This window comes from Actinomycetospora sp. NBRC 106375, assembly GCF_030269665.1.
Classification (GTDB): Bacteria; Actinomycetota; Actinomycetes; order Mycobacteriales; family Pseudonocardiaceae; genus Actinomycetospora.
Window position 1 is genome coordinate 298,799 of record NZ_BSTS01000002.1, and the last position, 17,804, is coordinate 316,602.

At 76.0% G+C, this 17,804-nt stretch carries 21 protein-coding genes; 9 read left to right on the forward strand and 12 right to left on the reverse strand.

The genetic code is table 11. The annotated features are described in order from the left end of the window. From QSK03_RS04935 to QSK03_RS04985, 11 genes are all read right to left on the reverse strand, one after another. Nucleotides 1-1,080 carry a lysophospholipid acyltransferase family protein gene (locus tag QSK03_RS04935; RefSeq protein ID WP_285648876.1) on the reverse strand — a complete coding sequence of 360 codons (1,080 nt, stop codon included), beginning with the start codon at nucleotides 1,078-1,080 and terminating at the stop codon, nucleotides 1-3. 79 nt (nucleotides 1,081-1,159) lie between these two features. Further along, entirely contained in the window at nucleotides 1,160-2,212 is a 1,053-nt protein-coding gene (locus QSK03_RS04940) for an NAD-dependent epimerase/dehydratase family protein (RefSeq protein ID WP_285648878.1), read from the reverse strand. Nucleotides 2,213-2,272: 60 nt separating this feature from the next. After that, on the reverse strand, nucleotides 2,273-2,374 hold the full coding sequence (locus QSK03_RS04945) for a 30S ribosomal protein bS22 (protein ID WP_010241351.1): 102 nt from the start codon (nucleotides 2,372-2,374) through the stop codon (nucleotides 2,273-2,275). A gap of 131 nt (nucleotides 2,375-2,505) precedes the next feature. Beyond that, a complete protein-coding gene (locus QSK03_RS04950) occupies nucleotides 2,506-2,736 on the reverse strand; it encodes a helix-turn-helix domain-containing protein (protein ID WP_285648880.1) in 231 nt (76 codons plus the stop codon). 302 nt (nucleotides 2,737-3,038) lie between these two features. Then, the gene (proC, locus tag QSK03_RS04955; protein ID WP_285648882.1) at nucleotides 3,039-3,881 is read right to left on the reverse strand and encodes a pyrroline-5-carboxylate reductase; all 843 of its coding nucleotides are present in this window, start codon (nucleotides 3,879-3,881) and stop codon (nucleotides 3,039-3,041) included. Nucleotides 3,882-3,903: 22 nt separating this feature from the next. After that, nucleotides 3,904-4,686, reverse strand: coding sequence for a sugar phosphate isomerase/epimerase family protein (locus QSK03_RS04960; protein ID WP_285648885.1), 783 nt, complete (start codon nucleotides 4,684-4,686; stop codon nucleotides 3,904-3,906). A gap of 45 nt (nucleotides 4,687-4,731) precedes the next feature. Further along, a complete protein-coding gene (locus tag QSK03_RS04965) occupies nucleotides 4,732-6,129 on the reverse strand; it encodes an Rv0497 family membrane protein (RefSeq protein ID WP_285648887.1) in 1,398 nt (465 codons plus the stop codon). Between the two features lie 5 nt (nucleotides 6,130-6,134). Next, nucleotides 6,135-7,130 carry a Ppx/GppA phosphatase family protein gene (locus tag QSK03_RS04970; RefSeq protein WP_285648889.1) on the reverse strand — a complete coding sequence of 332 codons (996 nt, stop codon included), beginning with the start codon at nucleotides 7,128-7,130 and terminating at the stop codon, nucleotides 6,135-6,137. Between the two features lie 20 nt (nucleotides 7,131-7,150). Then, nucleotides 7,151-7,864 carry a winged helix-turn-helix domain-containing protein gene (locus QSK03_RS04975; protein WP_285648891.1) on the reverse strand — a complete coding sequence of 238 codons (714 nt, stop codon included), beginning with the start codon at nucleotides 7,862-7,864 and terminating at the stop codon, nucleotides 7,151-7,153. Then, nucleotides 7,861-9,108, reverse strand: a complete 1,248-nt coding sequence (locus tag QSK03_RS04980; RefSeq protein WP_285648893.1) for a sensor histidine kinase — start codon at nucleotides 9,106-9,108, stop codon at nucleotides 7,861-7,863. Before QSK03_RS04980 ends, QSK03_RS04975 begins: the two co-directional genes overlap by 4 nt. A 133-nt stretch (nucleotides 9,109-9,241) precedes the next feature. Continuing rightward, nucleotides 9,242-10,012 carry a phosphoglyceromutase gene (locus QSK03_RS04985; RefSeq protein ID WP_285648895.1) on the reverse strand — a complete coding sequence of 257 codons (771 nt, stop codon included), beginning with the start codon at nucleotides 10,010-10,012 and terminating at the stop codon, nucleotides 9,242-9,244. 179 nt (nucleotides 10,013-10,191) lie between these two features. On the opposite strand from QSK03_RS04985, the gene QSK03_RS04990 reads away from it, so the two are divergent. From QSK03_RS04990 to QSK03_RS05030, 9 genes are all read left to right on the forward strand, one after another. Continuing rightward, nucleotides 10,192-10,584, forward strand: coding sequence for a hypothetical protein (locus QSK03_RS04990; RefSeq protein ID WP_285648897.1), 393 nt, complete (start codon nucleotides 10,192-10,194; stop codon nucleotides 10,582-10,584). Nucleotides 10,585-10,599: 15 nt separating this feature from the next. After that, nucleotides 10,600-11,973 (forward strand): cupin domain-containing protein, encoded by a 1,374-nt coding sequence (locus QSK03_RS04995; protein WP_285648899.1) that lies wholly within the window; start codon nucleotides 10,600-10,602, stop codon nucleotides 11,971-11,973. Nucleotides 11,974-12,019: 46 nt separating this feature from the next. Next, nucleotides 12,020-12,976 (forward strand): ferredoxin family protein, encoded by a 957-nt coding sequence (locus QSK03_RS05000; protein ID WP_285648901.1) that lies wholly within the window; start codon nucleotides 12,020-12,022, stop codon nucleotides 12,974-12,976. A gap of 99 nt (nucleotides 12,977-13,075) precedes the next feature. Continuing rightward, nucleotides 13,076-13,345 (forward strand): GlsB/YeaQ/YmgE family stress response membrane protein, encoded by a 270-nt coding sequence (locus QSK03_RS05005; RefSeq protein WP_285649259.1) that lies wholly within the window; start codon nucleotides 13,076-13,078, stop codon nucleotides 13,343-13,345. 37 nt (nucleotides 13,346-13,382) lie between these two features. Continuing rightward, nucleotides 13,383-13,865, forward strand: a complete 483-nt coding sequence (locus tag QSK03_RS05010) for a MarR family winged helix-turn-helix transcriptional regulator (RefSeq protein ID WP_285648903.1) — start codon at nucleotides 13,383-13,385, stop codon at nucleotides 13,863-13,865. Nucleotides 13,866-13,894: 29 nt separating this feature from the next. Then, nucleotides 13,895-14,332, forward strand: a complete 438-nt coding sequence (locus tag QSK03_RS05015; protein ID WP_285648904.1) for an OsmC family protein — start codon at nucleotides 13,895-13,897, stop codon at nucleotides 14,330-14,332. 163 nt (nucleotides 14,333-14,495) lie between these two features. Continuing rightward, nucleotides 14,496-15,380, forward strand: a complete 885-nt coding sequence (locus QSK03_RS05020; protein WP_285648906.1) for a hypothetical protein — start codon at nucleotides 14,496-14,498, stop codon at nucleotides 15,378-15,380. Nucleotides 15,381-15,441: 61 nt separating this feature from the next. After that, nucleotides 15,442-15,642 carry a hypothetical protein gene (locus QSK03_RS05025; protein WP_285648908.1) on the forward strand — a complete coding sequence of 67 codons (201 nt, stop codon included), beginning with the start codon at nucleotides 15,442-15,444 and terminating at the stop codon, nucleotides 15,640-15,642. A 21-nt stretch (nucleotides 15,643-15,663) separates the two neighbouring features. After that, nucleotides 15,664-17,172, forward strand: coding sequence for a hypothetical protein (locus QSK03_RS05030; protein ID WP_285648910.1), 1,509 nt, complete (start codon nucleotides 15,664-15,666; stop codon nucleotides 17,170-17,172). 94 nt (nucleotides 17,173-17,266) lie between these two features. On the opposite strand, the gene QSK03_RS05035 is transcribed toward QSK03_RS05030, so the two are convergent. Continuing rightward, nucleotides 17,267-17,686, reverse strand: coding sequence for a trypco2 family protein (locus QSK03_RS05035; RefSeq protein ID WP_285648912.1), 420 nt, complete (start codon nucleotides 17,684-17,686; stop codon nucleotides 17,267-17,269). Nucleotides 17,687-17,804 lie beyond the last annotated feature (118 nt).

The following is a 17,804-nucleotide window of genomic DNA, read 5'->3' on the forward strand; positions in this document are numbered from 1 at the left end:
CTATCCCAGGAACGCGTTCCGCCGGCCCGCGAGGAGCCGGTAGAGCGTCTGCTGGATGTTCTCCCGCACCTGGTCGGTCAGGTTGAACACCAGCATCGGGTCGTCCGCCGCGCCCGGGTCGTAGACGTCGGTCGGGATCGGCTCGCCGAACTCGATGTACCACTTCGACGGCAGCGGCACGAGGCCCAGCGGGCCGAGCAGCGGCCAGGTCGGGGTGATCGGGAAGTACGGGAAGCCGAGCAGGCGCGCGAGCGGCCCGAGGTCGGCGATCTTCGGGTAGATCTCCTCGGCGCCGACGATCGAGCACGGCACGATCGGCACGCCCGTGCGCAGCGCGGCCGACACGAAACCGCCGCGCCCGAAGCGCTGCAGCTTGTAGCGGTCGGCGAAGTCCTTGCCGATGCCCTTGAACCCCTCGGGCCACACACCGACGAGCTCGCCGGCCGACAGCAGGGCCTCGGCGTCGGCGTTGCACGCGAGCGTGTGCCCGGCCTTGCGGGCCACGGCGCCGACGCCCGGCAGCCCGAACACGAGGTCGGCCGCGAGCATCCGCAGGTAGCGGGGCACCGGCAGGTCGTCGTGCGCCGCCACCGTGGTCATGAGGGCGTCGAGCGGCAGGGTGCCGGAGTGGTTCGCGACGAGCAGCGCCCCGCCGGAGAGCGGCACGTTCTCGGTGCCGATGGTCTCGACGCGGAACCAGTGCTCGTAGAGCGGGCGCAGCACGGGCATGACCACGTTCTCGGTGAGGTCGCGGTCGAAGCCGAAGTCGTCGACGGCGTAGCGCCCGGTGAGCCGGCGCTGCAGGAACTCGCCGACCTCCGCGACCCGCGCCTCGAGCTCGGTCGGGCCCTGCGGGGTCGGGAGCGCGGCCACCTCGCCACCGGTCGGTGCCACGCCCGTCTCCCCCGCCTCCCCGGTGTCCTGGTCGCGGCCGACCGTGGTCCCGCGCGCCGCCGCCGTGCGCTCCGCGAGCGAGCCCACGCCGGGCCGGCTCGCCCGCCGCGGCGCCGGCCGCGGCCGGGGCCGGCGTCCGCCCTCGGTGCCCTCCGCGTGCAGCGGGATGACACGGGCCTCGGGCATGACGTCTCCTCTCGAGGACGCTGGGGCGGGACGGCGGCGGTGCCGGGGTGGTGCGCGGGTCCTGCGGTGCGTACTGCCGTCAGGCGCCGGAGGGCAGGGCGCGGGCGACGGCCGTGGCCGCGCCCTGCACCCGGCCGAGCGTCGCCGGGTCGATGATCGGACGCAGGCTGCGTCCGGCCACGAAGTCGTCGAAGGCCTGGACCGTGGTCCAGCGTGGCGTGAAGCCGAACTCGGTGCGCAGCTTCGTGGTGTCCACCACCCGCCCGAAGTTCAGGAGCCGCAGCTGCTCCGGGGAGAAGTCCACGAGGCGCGCGCGGCGGGTGAAGCGGCCGACCAGGGGCACGGCGGGCTGCGGGACCGGCAGCGAGATGCGCCCGGCCCGCCGGATCGCCTGGGAGAGCATGAGGACGCCGTCGGCGCCGACGTTGAACACGCCCGGCAGGTCCTCCGCCGCCGCGCGCTCGAGCACCGCGACGGCGTCCTCCTCGTGCAGCAGCTGCACCCGCGCGTCGTACCCCATCACCACGGGCACCAGCGGCAGAGAGAAGTAGCGCACGAACGACGTGTCGATCCGCGGGCCGATGAGGTTGACGAACCGCAGCGTCGTCACCGGGATGTCCGGGCGACGTCGCGAGAAGCTGCGGACGTAGCCCTCGATCTCGACCGCGTCCTTCGCGTAGCCGCCCGGCGGGATGGCCTTCGGCTCGGTGGTCTCGGTGAACGTCGCGGGGTCCCGTGGGCTCGCGCCGTAGACGGCCGAGGTCGACTTGACCACCAGGCGGCGCACCGTGTCGGAACGCTGGCAGGCCGCGAGCAGCTGCATCGTCCCGATGACGTTCATCTCCATCATCATCGAGCGGCCGCCGGACGCGCCGGGGTTGCCCGAGAGCGAGGCGTGGACGACGGTGTCGACCTTCGCCGTGGAGATGACCTTGCCGATGAGCGGGTTGCGGATGTCCACGCGCACGAACTCGGCGCGGCCCATGCGCCGCCGCATCTCCCGCGACGGCGGCGTGGTGTCGACGCCGAGGACCCGCTCGATCGACGGGTCGGAGGCGAGGCGCGCCGCCAGGTGGCCGCCGAGGAAGCGGCTCACCCCGGTGACGAGGACGACGGACGGCGCCTCGGACATCCCCTGCCTTCTCCTGCGGTCGGTCTGCGCGGGCCTGTAGGCCTTCGGCTCCCGAAGGCCTTACTTGCCCAGTTTGCGACGCTGCACGCGGGTCTTGCGAAGCAGCTTACGGTGCTTCTTCTTCGACATCCGCTTGCGACGCTTCTTGATGACCGAACCCATAGGGAACCTTTCGTTGAGCAGGGGATGGCGGCCTCCCGGCCGCAGACACACCACCGTACCGGTCGCCCCGTGGGCGACCGGTGACGGAGGGGCCGATCTCCACGCGCCCCCTCGGAGGGCGCGCGCGGAGATCAGCCGGCGTCGAAGTAGGAGCCGCGCAGGTACTCGTGCACCGCGTCCTCGGGGACACGGAAGCTGCGGCCCACCCGGACCGCGGGCAGTTCTCCGTTGTGGACGAGTCGGTAGACGGTCATCTTCGACACGCGCATCGCGGCGGCCACCTCGGCGACCGTCAGGAACTGCACGCGAGCGAGGTTGTCCCCGTCCTTCCGCGTCCCGGAGCCCGTCGTGTTGTTGGGCATGGGTCTCACGCCTTCCGAGCACAGGCCGTGCCGCCGGGCTTCCCCTCCCGGCGGGCCGACACGCCGTGCTGTGCGGATGAGGGTAGCGGGACGCGTGTGACGTCTGGTTCGACTCCACCCGCTCGTGCGGCAGCCGCGCGGGCCCGCGCGTCAAGCGTCCACGCCGAGACGCCCGAACACGGTCCTGTCACGACGAGCGGACGCCCAGGTCCGACCGGCGCGCGCGTGGTCCGGGGACGGAGCGAGGGCGTCCTTCGCTGCGCGGGAGGCAGCGAGGGCGTCCCTCGCTCCGCCCGGCGGGGTCAGGCGTCGCCGCGGCCCAGGGCGACCGAGCGGTCGCGGGCCGCGGTGACGGCGCGCGCGAGCGCGGCGCGCAGCCCGTCGGCCTCGAGCACGCCGAGGGCGGCCGCGGTGGTGCCGCCGGGTGAGGTGACGGCCTCGCGCAGCAGGCCCGCGTGCGGCGGCTCGTCCTCGCGCCCGTCGCTGCCCGGCGTCGTGAGCAGCCCGCCCGCGCCGTCGACGGTGGTGGTGACGAGCTCGGTCGCCACCGGCCGCGGCAGCCCGAGGGCCACGCCGGCGTCGATCATGGCCTCGGCGAGCAGGAACACGTAGGCCGGTCCGGAGCCCGACAGCGCGGTCGCGACGTCCTGCTGCGCCTCGGGCACGCGCACGGTGCGGCCGACGGCGGCGAGCAGCGTCTCGGTGGTGGCCAGCTCGGCCTCGCCGGCCGCGGAGCCGGCGGAGAGCACGCACATCGCGCGGCCCACGAGCATCGGGGTGTTGGGCATGACGCGCACGACCGCGGTGCCGGCGGGCAGGTGCGCCTCGAGCGTGGCGGTCGGGATGCCCGCGGCGAGGGAGACCACGATCGGCCGGTCCTCGCGGCCCGCCACGGCCTCGTGCACCTGGTCCAGCGCGGTCGGCACCTGGGCGGGCTTCACCGCGACCACGAGGACGTCGGCGCGCCGGGCCGCCTCGGGCGCGTCGACCACGCCGACGCCGTGGCGGTCGCCGACCTCGACCGCCCGGGCCGCGGCGGGCTCGACCACCAGCAGGCTCCCCGGCGCGTGCCCGGCGGCCACCAGACCGCCCAGGAGCGCCTCGCCGATCTTCCCGCCGCCCAGGACCGCCACCGTCTGACCCATGGCGCCGATCCTGCCGCAGCTCTCAGACGGGCGAGCGCGGCAGGTCCGTGCCGAGGTGCAGCCGCGCGAACAGCAGCGCCTCGGCGAGCATGTCGAGGCGCTCGTTTCGCGACCGCGCACGCCGGGTGCTGATCTCCACGACGACCGTGCCGTCGAACCCGGACGCGCCGAGGCGCCGGCACACCTCCGCCGTGGGCTGGGTGCCGCGGCCGGGCACGAGGTGCTCGTCGCGCTCGAGGCCGGTGCCGTCGGCGAGGTGCAGGTGCACCAGCCGGTCACCCATGCGTTCGAGCAGCGCGAGGGCGTCGTCGCCGGCGGTCGCGGTGTGGGACAGGTCGAGCGTGTACCAGCGCGCGCCGGGCCGCGTGGGGTCGTGGCCCGGGGTGTAGCTCGACCACCGCAGCCGCCCGCGGCGCAGCGGGAACATGTTCTCCATCGCGATCCGCACGCCGTGCGCGCGCTCGAGCTCGTCGGCCTGGCGCGCGAGCCCCTGGGCGTAGCGGCGCTGCCAGCGGAACGGGGGGTGCAGCACGACGGTCGGCGCGCCGAGGCTCGCCGCGAGCACCGCGCTGCGGCGCAGACGCTCGCCCGGGTCGGGCGTCCAGACCCGCTGGGTGATGGCGAGGCACGGGGCGTGCACCGCCAGCACCGGCATCCCGGTGCGCTCCGAGGCGCGCGCCACGGAGGCGAGGCGCTGGCTGTCCGGGTCGGTCCAGACCATGAGCTCGACGCCGTCGTAGCCGAGCTCCGCGGCCACCTCGAACGCGGAGTCCATCGGCTCCGGGAACACCGAGGCCGTGGACATGGCGACGGGCGGTCCCCCGCGCGGGGAGGGGTGGGACGCCACGGATCAGCGGCTCAACAGCACGATCGCGGCCGGGGACACGGTGACGACCAGGCCGACGACCACCGCCAGCACCGTCGTCTGCAGGTCGTCGGAACGCCGCAGCGCCCGGACGCCGAACACCAGGCCCGTCGTCGCCACGGCGGCGAGCACGAGCGCGATGACCGGCTGCTCCTGCCACAGGTAGGAGAACACCGTCCACAGCACCGCGCCGAGCAGGGCGCCGACCACGAGCTGGCCGATCATCACCAGCCAGTCGCGCGCCGAGGAGCGGGCCTCCTCGGGCTCGTCGAGGTCGTCCTCGTCGCCGTACGGGTCCGCCTCGTCGACCCGGCGGCCCCGCGGGGCCCGGCCCAGGCCCGCGGGCGCGGAGTCCGGATCGTCGTCGAGGCGGCCGTCCTCGAGGTCGTCGTGGAAGGCCTCGATCTCGCCGGAGTCGAGGTCGTCGTCGAGATCCGGCCCGGCGAACGCCGACGCCGCCGTCGGCGGGCCCCCGTCGTCGGGCCCGGCACCGCGCGGCGCGGGTGCGCCCGGCGGGCGCGCGGCCGGCCCGGCCATGGTCGAGGGCCCGGAGTCGCCGAGGCGGGCGGCCGGGACGCCGGACGGCGCCGCGGGCCCGCCCGTCAGGGGGACGACGCGGGTCGGCTGCTGGGCGGGCCGCTCCGGTGGCGCCCCGGGCGGCGGGCCGGCGGGCCGGGCGGGCGGGCCGCCGAAGGCCTGGGTGCCGGTGGCCGGCGGGGCCGGGGGCTGGGCCGGCAGCTGCGTCGGGGGCAGCGACGGCGGCGCGGGCGGGGGCCCGGGCGGTGCCATCGGGGGCGGACCGGGCGGGGCGGGGGGTGCGCCGGCCCACGGGTCGCGGGCGGGCGGGTAGACGTTGTCGGGGCCGGGCCCGAAGCCGTTGCGCCCGCCGCCGGGGTCGCCCCCGTAACCGGGGTCGTAGGGCCCCGGGTCGTAGGGGCCCGGGTCGTAGGCGCCCGGCGCGTACCCGCCGTCGTGGCCGGAGCCGTAGCCGCCGTCGTAGCCGTAGCCGGGGTCGTAGCCGCGGTCGTAGCCGCGGTCGTCGCCGCGCGGGTCGTAGTAGCCGGTCTCCTGGCCACCGTCCCGGCCGCGGTCGTAGCCGCCCGTGTCGTACCCGCCGGTGTAGCCACCGCCGTAGGCAGACCGGTCGTGGCCGCCGGTGTCGTAGCCGGCACCCGGGCGGTCGTAGCCGCCGGTGTCGTAGCCGCCGGGGTCGTAGCCCGCGGGGGGCGGTGCGTAGCCGCCGCCGGCGTCCTGGCCGGGCGGCGGAGCGTCGTCGGGCTCGGGGCGCCGGCGACGCGGCTGCTGGGACTCCCCGCTGTACGCGGCCAGGAGCTCGGCCACGCTGCGCTGGGTGCCCGGTCGGGGCCCGTCGTCCCTGTTCACGCCACCTACCGTGCCTGGTGCAGGGTCGGTCGTCCAGTCGCCAGGGGGCCGTCGACCGACGCCATCCCACCGCCCGGCTGCAGCTGGTCGAGACGACCCAGGATGATCCCCTCGCGCAGCGCCCAGGGGCACACCTCGACCTCCTCGAGGCCGAGCGCCGCCATCGCCTCGTGGGCCACGATCGCGCCCGCGACGAGCTGGTGGGAGCGGCTGGCGGACACGCCCTCGAGCTCGGCGAGGTCCGCGGAGCTCATCCGTGAGATGAACGCCACGACCTGGCGCAGGCCCGCCGCCGACAGGAACCGGCGCACCCGGGGGCCGGCGCTGCGCGGCGCGGCGCCGGTGAGCCGGGCCAGCGACCGGAAGGTCTTGGACGTGACCACCGCGCGGTCCGGCGGGCCCTCGCCGAGCAGCGTGGTCGCCGCCGGGGCCAGCACCTCGTGGGCGTACTCGGTGAGCGACTTCAGCTCGCGGCGCTGGGGCGGGTCCGTGGTGAACCAGTCCCGCGTCAGCCGCCCGGCCCCGAGCGGCACCGAGATCGCGTGGGTCGGGGCCTCGTCGCGGCCGACCGCCATCTCGAGCGAGCCGCCGCCGATGTCGAGCACGAGCAGGTGGCCCGCGGACCAGCCCAGCCAGCGGCGCACCGCGAGGAACGTCAGCGCGGCCTCGTCCGGCCCGGAGAGCACCTGCAGGTCGACCCCGGCCTCGTCGCGCACCCGTTCCAGCACCGCCGGCGAGTTGGACGCGTCGCGCACCGCCGACGTCGCGAAGGCCAGCAGGTCCTCGCACCCCAGGTCGAGCGCCTGCTTCCGGGCGTCCAGCGTGGCCTCCACCAGCGCGTCGGCGCCCGCGGGCTCGAGCCGGCCCTCGTCCGTGAGGTGCTCGGCGAGGCGCAGCGCCGTCTTGGTGGAGTGGGTCGGCGTGGGGTGACCCCCGCGCTGGGCGTCGACCACGAGCAGGTGGACGGTGTTGGAACCGACGTCGAGGACCCCGAGTCGCACGGGCCGGACTCTACCGATCGTCACGCATCGAGCTTGTACCCCAGTCCCCGCACGGTGACCAGATGCCGGGGAGCGGAGGGGTCGGGCTCCAGCTTCGCCCGCAGTCGCTTGACGTGGACGTCGAGCGTCTTGGTGTCGCCGACGTAGTCCGCCCCCCAGACGCGGTCGATGAGCTGGGCGCGCGTGAGCACGCGTCCGACGTTCCGCATGAGGTACTCCAGGAGGTCGAACTCCTTGAGCGGGAGCGGCACCTCGGCGTGGCGACCGCCCGCGTCGACGGTGACCACGTGGCGGTCGACGTCCATCCGGATGGGGCCGGCCTCGAGCAGCTGGCGCTCGCCGGTGCTCGGGGCGGCGCCCTCGCCGTCGGCGTCCTGGCCGCGGCGCAGGACCGCCCGCACCCGCGCGATCAGCTCACGCGCGGAATAGGGCTTGGTGACGTAGTCGTCGGCGCCGAGCTCGAGCCCCACGACCTTGTCGATCTCCGCGTCCCGGGCCGTCACCATGATCACCGGCACGGACGAGCGCTGGCGCAGCGCCTTGCAGACGTCGGTGCCGCTCATGCCGGGGAGCATGAGGTCGAGCAGGACGATGTCGGCGCCGTGGCGCTCGAAGTCGTCGAGCGCGGCCGCACCGGTGCCGGCGACGGAGGTCTCGAAGCCCTCCTTGCGCAGCAGGTAGGCCAGCGGGTCGGCGAAGGACTCCTCGTCCTCGACGATGAGCACGCGGGTCACGGTGAACCTCCGTGGGTGGACGGGTCCGGACCGGATCCCGCGGCGGTGAGGGCCAGATCGGCGTCGAGCCCGTCCAGGTCGGCGTCGGTGTCGTCGGCGGGAGCGGCCGGCACCCGCAGGGTGAACGTGGAGCCCACCCCGACCTGGCTCCACAGCCGCACCTCGCCGCCGTGGTTGGCCGCGACGTGCTTGACGATCGCGAGCCCCAGCCCGGTGCCGCCGGTGGCGCGCGAGCGGGCGGGGTCGACGCGGAAGAACCGCTCGAACACCCGCTGCTGGTGCTCGGGAGCGATGCCGATGCCGCGGTCGGTCACGGAGATCTCGATGCGGTCGCCCTGCCGGCGGCGCCGCACGGACACCGGCGCGCCCTCGGGCGAGTAGGCCAGGGCGTTCTCGAGCAGGTTGGCCAGGGCGGTGATGAGCAGGGTGCGGTCGCCCGCGACCTCGAGCCCGCTCGACGCGTCGAGCAGGAAGCGCTCGCGGGGGTCGGCGGCGTCCTCCGTGGTGCTCGCGGCGGCCTCGGCCGGCACCCGCACCCGCTGGAGGGCCTCGCCCAGCACCTCGTCGACGTCGACGCGCACCAGCTCGGGCAGTCGGTCGGCGCCCTGCAGCCGGGAGAGCGCGATGAGCTCCGTGACCAACGCCCCGAGCCGGTGGGACTCGTTGAGGATGCGGGTGGCGAAGTGGGCGACCTCGTCGGGGTCGTCGGCGTCCAGCACCGCCTCGGCGAGCACGGCGAGCGCCCCGACCGGGGTCTTGAGCTCGTGGCCGACGTTCGCGACGAAGTCGCGGCGCACCGCCTCGAGCCGCACCGCGGCCGAGGTGTCGGTCGCCTCGACGACGACGAAGCCGTCCCCGAGCGGGCGGACCTGCGCGACGATCGTCTGCGGCGTCGAGCCGGGCGGGTGCGACCGCGGCGACAGGTCGACCTCGGTCGCGTCGGCGCCACCGGCGACCTGCTCGGCGGCCGCGACGAGCCGCGGGTCGGGCCGGGCGTCGACGACGGCGCCGAGGGCCTCGGCGTGCTCGTTGGAGAGCACGACGTCGCCGAAGCGGTTGACCACCGCGATGCCCGCGTGGGAGCGGCGGACGAGCCGGGCGAGGAGCTCCGCCACGGTGGGGCCGCTGGCCCGGACCCGCCGGACCTCGTCGCGCTTCCAGCGCACGCCGGCGGCCCCGGCGACGGCACCGAGCGCCGCGGCCGCGAGGGCCACGACGACGGTCACCAGCACGGGGACGGTCACATCTGCCGATGGTAGGGCCGCGACGACCCTTCCCGTGGTGTCCGCGTGAGCAGTCCAACGCCCTCGGGGGACAGGGTTGGCCTGCTGTTCTCCCGCCGTTCACCCATCCTGGGTGGCTCCGCGGCGGGGCGGCCTACCGGCCCTGGTTCGCGACCGCGGCGATCGCGTCCTGCGCCGCGTCGGGATCGAGGTAGGTGCCGCCCGGATCGGTCGGCCGCAGATCGCCGTCGGCGGTGGTCTCGAGGTCGTAGCGCAGCGGGATCCCGGTGGGGATGTTGAGGCCCGCGATCGTCTGGTCGTCGACGCCGTCGAGGTGCTTCACGACGGCCCGCAGCGAGTTGCCGTGCGCCGCGACGAGGACGGTGTGGCCGGCGCGCAGATCCGGGACGACGGCGGCGTGCCAGTACGGGAGCAGGCGCTCGAGGACGTCCGCGAGGCACTCGGTACGCGGCAGCGCGTCGCCGAGGTCGGCGTAGCGCGGGTCGCCGGTCTGCGCGTACTCGTCGTCGGGGTCGATCGGGGGCGGCGGGGTGTCGTACGAGCGGCGCCAGATCTGGAACTGCTCCTCGCCGTACTCCTCCATCGTCTGCTTCTTGTCCTTGCCCTGGAGGGCCCCGTAGTGCCGCTCGTTCAGCCGCCAGTCGCGGCGCACCGGGATCCAGTGGCGGTCGCAGACGTCGAGGGCGAGGTTGGCGGTGTTGATCGCCCGGCGCAGCAGGGAGGTGTGCAGGACGTCGGGCAGCAGGCCCGCCTCGGCGAGCAGCTGGCCGCCGCGGTGGGCCTCCTGCTCACCCTTCGGCGACAGCGCGACGTCCACCCACCCGGTGAACAGGTTCTTCTCGTTCCAGTCGCTCTGGCCGTGGCGCAGGAGCACGAGCGTGCCGACGGTTCCCTCCGGACTCATGGCCTGCAGACCCTGCCAGCGGCGGTGGTGCGGCACCACGCCACCGGGGCACCGAGCGCGTGAGATCACCCCCCGCCGGGTACGGCCTTGCGCATCGGAGCAGGCTGCTGCCGAGACCACCATCACGCCGGGCGCGGGCGCAGCCACGCGGCCCGGGTCGACGACGACGGAGGATTGCTGTGGACGACGACGACATGACCACGAGCGGGCACGGCCCGGCCGACGGCGGTGCCTCCGGTGGCGGCTCCGACGGTGGTGCGGACGGTGGTGCGGACGGCGCCGCCGACGGCGGCGCCCGCGGGGGCGGCGCCGACGGTGGTGCCGACGGCGGTGCGGACGGCGGCGCCGACGGCGGCGCGAGCCACGGCCCGGCCGACGGCGGGGCCCGTGGCGGCGGCGCCGACGGCGGTGCCGACGGCGGTGCCGACGGCGGTGCCGGGGGCGACGGTGGCGCGGACGGCGGTGCCGACGGCGGCGCCGGGCACGGCCCGGCCGACGGCGGCGCGCGCGGCCGTGGTGCCGACGGCGGCGCGGACGGCGGCGCCGACGGCGGTGCCGACGGGAGCGCCTGAGCCCCGATGACGACGGTGACGCCCAGGACCGGGGTCGCGGGGGCCGAGGCCCTCGAGGCCGGGACCCCCGGGACTCCCGCAGCCGGGACTCCCGAGGCCGGCGGGTCACCGGAGGACGATCACGGCCGCGGCGCCGGGCGGGCTCCCCGCCCGGCGCTGCGGCGCCTCGTCGCCGGTGATCTCGACGAGTTCGCCGCGGCCGCCTGGGGACGCGAGGCGCGCCTCTCCCGGGCCGCGGACCTGGCCGAGCACGCGGACGCCGACCACCCGCCGGCGTTCGGCGACCTCTTCGACCTGGCCGCCGTCGACGAGCTGCTGAGCCGGCGGGGGCTCCGCACCCCGTTCCTGCGGATCGCGAAGCAGGGCACGGTCGTCGACTCGCGCCACTTCACCGGCGAGGGCGGCGTCGGCGCCGAGGTCGCCGACCAGGTCCAGGACGACCGCGTCGCCGCGCTCTTCGCGGACGGCCACACGGTCGTGCTGCAGGGCGTGCACCGGACGTGGGCGCCGGTCGCGGACCTCGTCACCGACCTCGCCGCGGAGCTCGGCCACCCGGCGCAGACCAACGCCTACGTCACCCCGGCGTCGTCCCAGGGGTTCTCCGCGCACTACGACGTGCACGACGTCTTCGTGCTGCAGGTCGCCGGCACCAAGCGCTGGCACGTGCACGCTCCCGTGCACCCCGACCCGCTGCGCTCCCAGCCCTGGAACGACCGCGCCGACGCCGTGGCCGAGCGCGCCGCCGAGGAGCCGCTGATCGACGAGGTCCTCGAGCCCGGCGACGCCCTCTACCTGCCGCGCGGCTACCTGCACTCGGCGACCGCCCAGGGCGAGGTCAGCGCGCACCTGACGATCGGCGTCCACGTGCTGACCCGCTGGGCGGTGGTGGACGCGCTCGTCAACGCCCTGACCGGCGACCCGGAGCTGCGCGGCTCGCTGCCGCTGGGGATCGACGCCGCCGACCCGGCCGCGCTGGCCCCGCACGTCGAGGCCGTCGCGGCCCGCCTCGCCGAGACCCTCGCCGCACCCGACCCCGATCGCACGGACCGCGTCGCGCGGCGGCTGCGCCGGCGGGCGTGGACGGGCAACCGCCCCGAGGCGCTCGCCCCGCTCGCCCAGGCCGCGGCCGCCTCGTCCGCCGACGACGACACCGCCGTGCGGCGCCGCCGCGGCCTGCACCACCGCCTGCGCCCGGGCGGCGACGGCGACCCCGTCGTGCTCGAGCTGGCCGACCGCACCGTCACCCTCCCGGCCGGCACACGCGCCGCCTGCGAGCGCCTGCTCGACGGCCGGCCCGCCCGCGCGGGGGAGCTGCCCGGGCTGGACGCGGACGACGGCGCCGTCGTCGTGCGGCGCCTGCTGCGCGAGGGCGTGCTGCTGCCGGTGTGACGCCCGTCGGGTGTCCCGTCCGGCCCCGGCCGGGTATGACGGGGAGATGACCTCGCCGCCGACGGACGCGGGCTTCCGGTGCTCTGACGCCGCGCGCGAGCGCGACGACCCGTTCGTCGCGACCGCTCCGCCCGCCCGGTGCTGGCTGCTCGTCGAGCACCCCGGCCCGTGGGGTCCCCAGGCGCTGGGCGACGCGGGGTTCCCGCCCGAGGTCGTCGACGCGATCGGCGCGTTCTGCCGGGCACGCGGCGGCCGGTTCCAGCTCATCCGGCGCAGCCGCTCGCGCGGCGAGCCGACCGCCGACCGCGGCCGCTTCGCCGTCGTCGACACCACGCCGGGCGCCGAGTCCGTGCGGTGGGGCCGCGTCGAGTCCCCGGCCGCGCTCCCGGCCGCCCTGGCCGACGTCGAGGCCGTGACGACGCCGTCGTCCGAGCCGGTCTACCTCGTCTGCGCCCACGGCCGGCACGACGCCTGCTGCGCGATGCGCGGGCGCCCGGTCGCCGCGGAGCTCGCCGCCGCGTACCCCGAGCGCACCTGGGAGACGACCCACACCGGCGGCGACCGCTTCGCCGCGAACGTCGTGCTGCTGCCCCACGGCCTGGTGCTCGGCCGCGTGCCCGCCACCGAGGCCGTCGCGGTGGCCGAGCGCTACGAGGCCGGTGAGGTCGACACGGTCTGGGTGCGGGGACGCTCGTTCCTCACCCCGCCCGCCCAGGCCGCCCAGCACCACGCCCGGCTGGCCCTCCAGGAGCCCGGCATCGACGCGCTGCGCGTGCTCGGTGTCGAGGTCCGCGAGCCGGGCCTGACCGAGGTCACCCTCGACGGCGGCGCCGCCCGCGGACCGGTCACGGTCGTCGTGCGCGAGCGCTGGGTCGCCTCGCCGACGCCGCTGACGTGCTCGGCCGGCCGCGCGGCGTCGATGCGCGTGTTCGATCTCGTCGAGCTGACGCCGGGCGCCGACGTGGCCCGCACGGGGACCCTCGGCGCCGTGGCCGGACGATGAACCTCGCTCGAACGCGCGTGGGGACTGGTTGAGAAGGCGAATCCGGGGGAACGTGGCGGCTGCACGGCACGAACGCCTCGAACGGAGCTCGCTTCAATGATCATCTTCACCATCCTCGGGTGGATCCTGTTCGGACTGATCGTCGGCTTCATCGCCCGCGCGCTGGTCCCCGGCAAGGACAACATCGGGCTCCTCGCGACCATCGGTCTCGGCATCCTCGGCTCGGTCGTCGGTGGCCTCGTGTTCTCCCTGTTCACCGGACGGATCACGCTGTCCAACCCGGTCGGCTGGATCGGGTCGGTCGTCTTCGCGATCATCCTGCTGGTGATCTACAACAAGGTGACGGGCCGCAAGCGGGTCCAGCGATAAATTGTGCGCGATGTGATCGTGCGCTAGTTTTCCGGACGTGAGCACGGACGACGGCGGCGCGGAGGACGACCTGCTCCTCTCCGAGCAGGCCTGCTTCGCGCTCTACTCGGCGTCCCGCGCGGTCACCGACGTCTACCGGCCCCTGCTCGCCGAGCTGGGCCTGACCTACCCGCAGTACCTCGTGCTCCTGACCCTCTGGGAGTCCGAGCCGCGGACGGTCCGGGACGTCGGTGCCGCGCTCGCGCTCGACTACGGCACCGTCTCGCCGCTGCTCAAGCGGCTGGAGGGCGCCGGGTTCGTCGAGAGGCGCCGGGCTCCGCACGACGAGCGGACCGTGACGGTGCACCTCACCGACGCCGGTCGCGACCTGCGCGCCCGCGTGAGCCACGTCCCCCGCACGATCGGGTGCGCGCTCGGTCTCGACGACCGCGCGCGCCACGAGCTCATCGTGCTCCTCCGGACGATCACCGCCTCGACCGTCGTGTACCGCGGTGTCGACGGCGCGTCGTCCGCCAGTTGAACCCACTCCACCCTCACCAGGAGGCGACGATGCCGAGCCGCGACGCGACCACCCACTGGGAAGGCGGCCTGCAGGACGGGAAGGGTCAGGTGACCCTGGACTCGTCCAACGCGGGCCAGTTCAACGTCTCGTTCCCGACCCGCGCCGAGGACCCGAACGGCCAGACCAGCCCCGAGGAGCTCATCGCCGCGGCGCACTCGTCGTGCCTGGCCATGAACCTCTCCGGCGTGCTCGGCGGCGAAGGCCTCACCGCGGACTCGATCGACGTCAGCGCCGAGGTCACCCTCTCGCCCGCCAAGGGCGGCGGCTTCGAGATCAGCGGCATCGCGATCACCCTGCGCGCCGACGTCGACGGCCTCGACGACGCGAAGTTCAAGGAGCTGGCCTCGACCGCCGAGAAGACCTGCCCGGTGTCCAAGGCCCTGGCCGGCACCACGATCACCCTGGACGCCGCGCTCGGGAACTGAGCGCGCGCCGACCGCTCGGGGCTTCGGACCGTCGGCGCGCGGACCGTCCGAGGGACGCCCTCGCTGCCTGTGACGCAGCGAGGGCGTCCTTCGCTCGCCGGGCTCGTCGACGACCCATCCCCCACCCAGCTCCCACACAGGCCGGACGGTCACCGTGGAGAGCATGGTCGTCGGAGTGCTGTGGGTCGTGCTGTCCGCGGTCACGCTCGGGCTGGGCTCGCTGGCCCAGGGCGTGGCCGCCGCCCGGCACGCGGGTCCGCTCGCGACCCTGCTGGTGCGCCCGCTGTTCCTGCTCGGGCTCGCCGGGGAGGCCGTCGGCTTCGCCGCCCACGTCCTCGCGCTGCACACGGTGTCGATGGCGGTGGCGCAGGGCGCGGTCACCGGCAGCCTCGTCGTCACCGCCCTCGCCGCGCGCCGGTGGCTCGGGACACGGCTGGGGCGCGGGGGCGTGCTCGCGGTCGGCGTGGTCGTCGGCGGGCTGAGCGTCCTCGGTCTCCTCTCCGGTGACACCGGGACTCCGACCGACACCGGGGCCCTCGAGGTCGCCCTCGCGGCCTCCGCGCTCGTGCTCGCCCTCGCCGGCGGCGTCGCGGCCCTCCTCGGCACCGCGTCCCGCCGCGGCACCGCGCTGGCGGTCGTCTCCGGGCTCGGGTTCGCGGTCTGCTCGCTGGCGGTGCGCCTCGTCGACACCACGTCGGGGCTCGACGCGCTGACCGACCCCGCGCTCGTCATCGCCGCCGCCGGCGGCGCGGTCGGCGGCCTCGCCTGGGCCGCCGCGCTGCGCGAGCGCGCGGTCACCACCGTGACGGCCATCGTCGTCGCGGCCGAGGTCGTCCCGCCTTCCCTGCTGGGCGCGTGGCTGCTCGGCGACACGGTGTCGGCCGCGTTCCCGTACGTCGCTCCCGTCGTGCTCCTCGCGACGGCCGGCGCGGGGATCGTGCTGGCCCGCACCCGCGACGACGCGACCGGCGCGCCGGTGTCGGTGTCGGTGTCGGTGTCGGAGGGCGCGGCTACGGTGGCCGCGTGCTCGGTGCCCGCCGGTCGCTGACCTCCTCGCCGCCCCCCGCGCCCGGTAGCCTGGGGGGCGACGGCACCACCGGGGAGACGCCATGGCGCACGGCACGGCCGACGGACCGGCCCGCACGGGACGCACGCGCATCCACGAGCCCGGCGAGCCGGCGGACGACCTCGCCGCCCGCCTCCACCTCGACGATCCCGCCCTCCAGCGCCGCTACCGCGCGGACCTCGACCGCGTCCGCGACGCCGAGCTCCGCGCCGAGGTCGACACCGAGGGCGTCCGCCTGCACTGAGGTCCCGGCCGGGGTCCGCCCGTGACGTGGTCCTTCCTGGCCTGGTCGCCCGACGACTCGGCGGGCGCGGTCTACGACGTCACGGTGCCCGGTGCGTGGGAGGAGCTCGTCGACTTCTACGCCGGCGGCGCCGAGAGCCGTCCCCTCGACCGCATCGTCGCCATCGCCCGGGAGCACGGCGTGCGCAGCGTCGTCGTCGAGCAGCGCCACCTCGACCCCGACTGGCGCAGCGAGCACGGCGCCTTCCACGGGCGGCTCTTCCGCCGCCGCCCCTCGGTGTGCCACCGCTGGCACCTGTTCACCGACGACGTCCCCGCCGACCTCTCGCGGCTGCGCCCCGAGGCCTACCGCGGGTACGTGGTGCTGCGCCCGCTGCCCTCCACCCCGGTCGGCCGCACCATGCTCGCGCCGCCGCCCGGCCTCGACGGCGCCATCCGGTGCGACGCCACCGAGCGGGTGTCGCTCTTCGGCACCCCGCTGTCGATCACGGCGATGCCGTTCCTCAGCCAGGACGCCGAGTACCTGCGCTGCGCCCACGCGACCCTGTGGATGGTCCTGCGCCACGCGCACCTCGCCCACGACCTGCCCCGTCGCCTCACCGCCGAGGTCCACGACGCCACGCTCGGCGGCGTCATCGTCGGCCGCCAGATCCCCAGCGAGGGCCTCTCGGTGCAGCAGATGCTCGCCGGCGCCACCCGCCTCGGCCTCTCCCCGGGGCTCATGCACCTGCCGTCCACGCCCGAGGAGGACGCCGCGGCGGACACGGTCGCCGAACCGGCCGGCGGCGACGGCGGACCCGGGCGCCGGGCCGACCCGCAGGCCGGGCGGCTGTCCCTGCGCGCCGTGCTGTGCCGCTACGTCAACAGCCAGCTCCCGCCGATCGTCATCTCGGCGAGCCACGCCTGGGTCGTCGTGGCGCACCGGCGCGACGCCGCCGACGACCGCCGCGTGACCCTGTGGCGCCACGACGACGCCCGCGGCCCCTACCTCGAGGTCGCCGACCCGTTCGCCGAGCCCGAGGACGCCCACCGGCCGTGGCAGACCGCGATCCTGCCCCTGCTGCCTGCCGTCTACGTGACCGCCGAGCGCGCCGAGGCCGCCGGACGCCTGTGGTTCGCCGGCTACCTGCGGCGCGCCGACGACGACGAACCCGTGGCCCGCGCCGCCGCGGCGGGCGAGCTGACCTTCCGCACCTACGTCGTCCGCAGCGACGACTTCCTCGAAGGCCTCACCGCCCGCGGCGTCCACCCGGCGCTCGCCGACCTCTATCGCCTCGCCGCGCTCCCCGAACACCTCTGGGTCGTCGAGGCCGTCGACCGCGCCGCCCGCCGCGAGGCACGTCCCGACGTCGTCGGCGAGGCCCTCGTCGACGCCACCGCGTCGACCCACCACGAACCCCTGCAGGAAGGCCTCGTCGCCCTGCACGGCGGGCGCCTCGCCCACCGCATCGGGCCGGACCACGGCACCCGTCGCGACCTGCGCCTGTCCGACCCCCGTCACTACCGCACGGGACGTCCGGGCGGGCGGTGAGCGGGACGACGCCGGCGGGCGGTGAGCGGGACGGAACCGGCCGTTGGTACGCGAGGCGAGGCACGCCCTCGGTAGCCGGGACGAGGCCGGCGGCTCAGCGGCCGGTGCTCTCCGGGGGCGCCTCCGCGATCGCCGGGCCCACGACGCCCGCGGCGGTCTCGGCGCCCGTCCCGGCCTGCGGGTCTAGGACCTCGTGCCCGGCGTCCGCGTCGGGGAGCACCGGGCCGAGGGTGAGCCGGATCCGGTGCGTATCGGTGCTCTCCCGCTCGCCCCGGGCTGACGCGTCGCCGGAGAGGACGAACCACTTCGCCCCCACCGACCCCCCGGCCTCGCGGCGCCGGCGGACCTCCACCGCGAGCTCGATTTCGACCTCCCGTACCCCGAGGCCGTAGCCCTCGCCGCGCCGGCCCCGCGCCGCGACGAGGTCCCGTCGCAGCGCGAGCAGCACCTCGTCCAGCCCGAGACCTTCGTCGGGCTCGCTCCCCGCTGCCGCGCCGTCCCCCGTGTCGCTCATGCGCCGACCGTAGCCAGCCCGACCGACAGCCCACGGCCTCGGCCACAGACACAGAGACGGGCACAGAGACGGAGACAGAGACGGGCACGGAGACGGGTACGCCGTCGGGGCGAGCCGG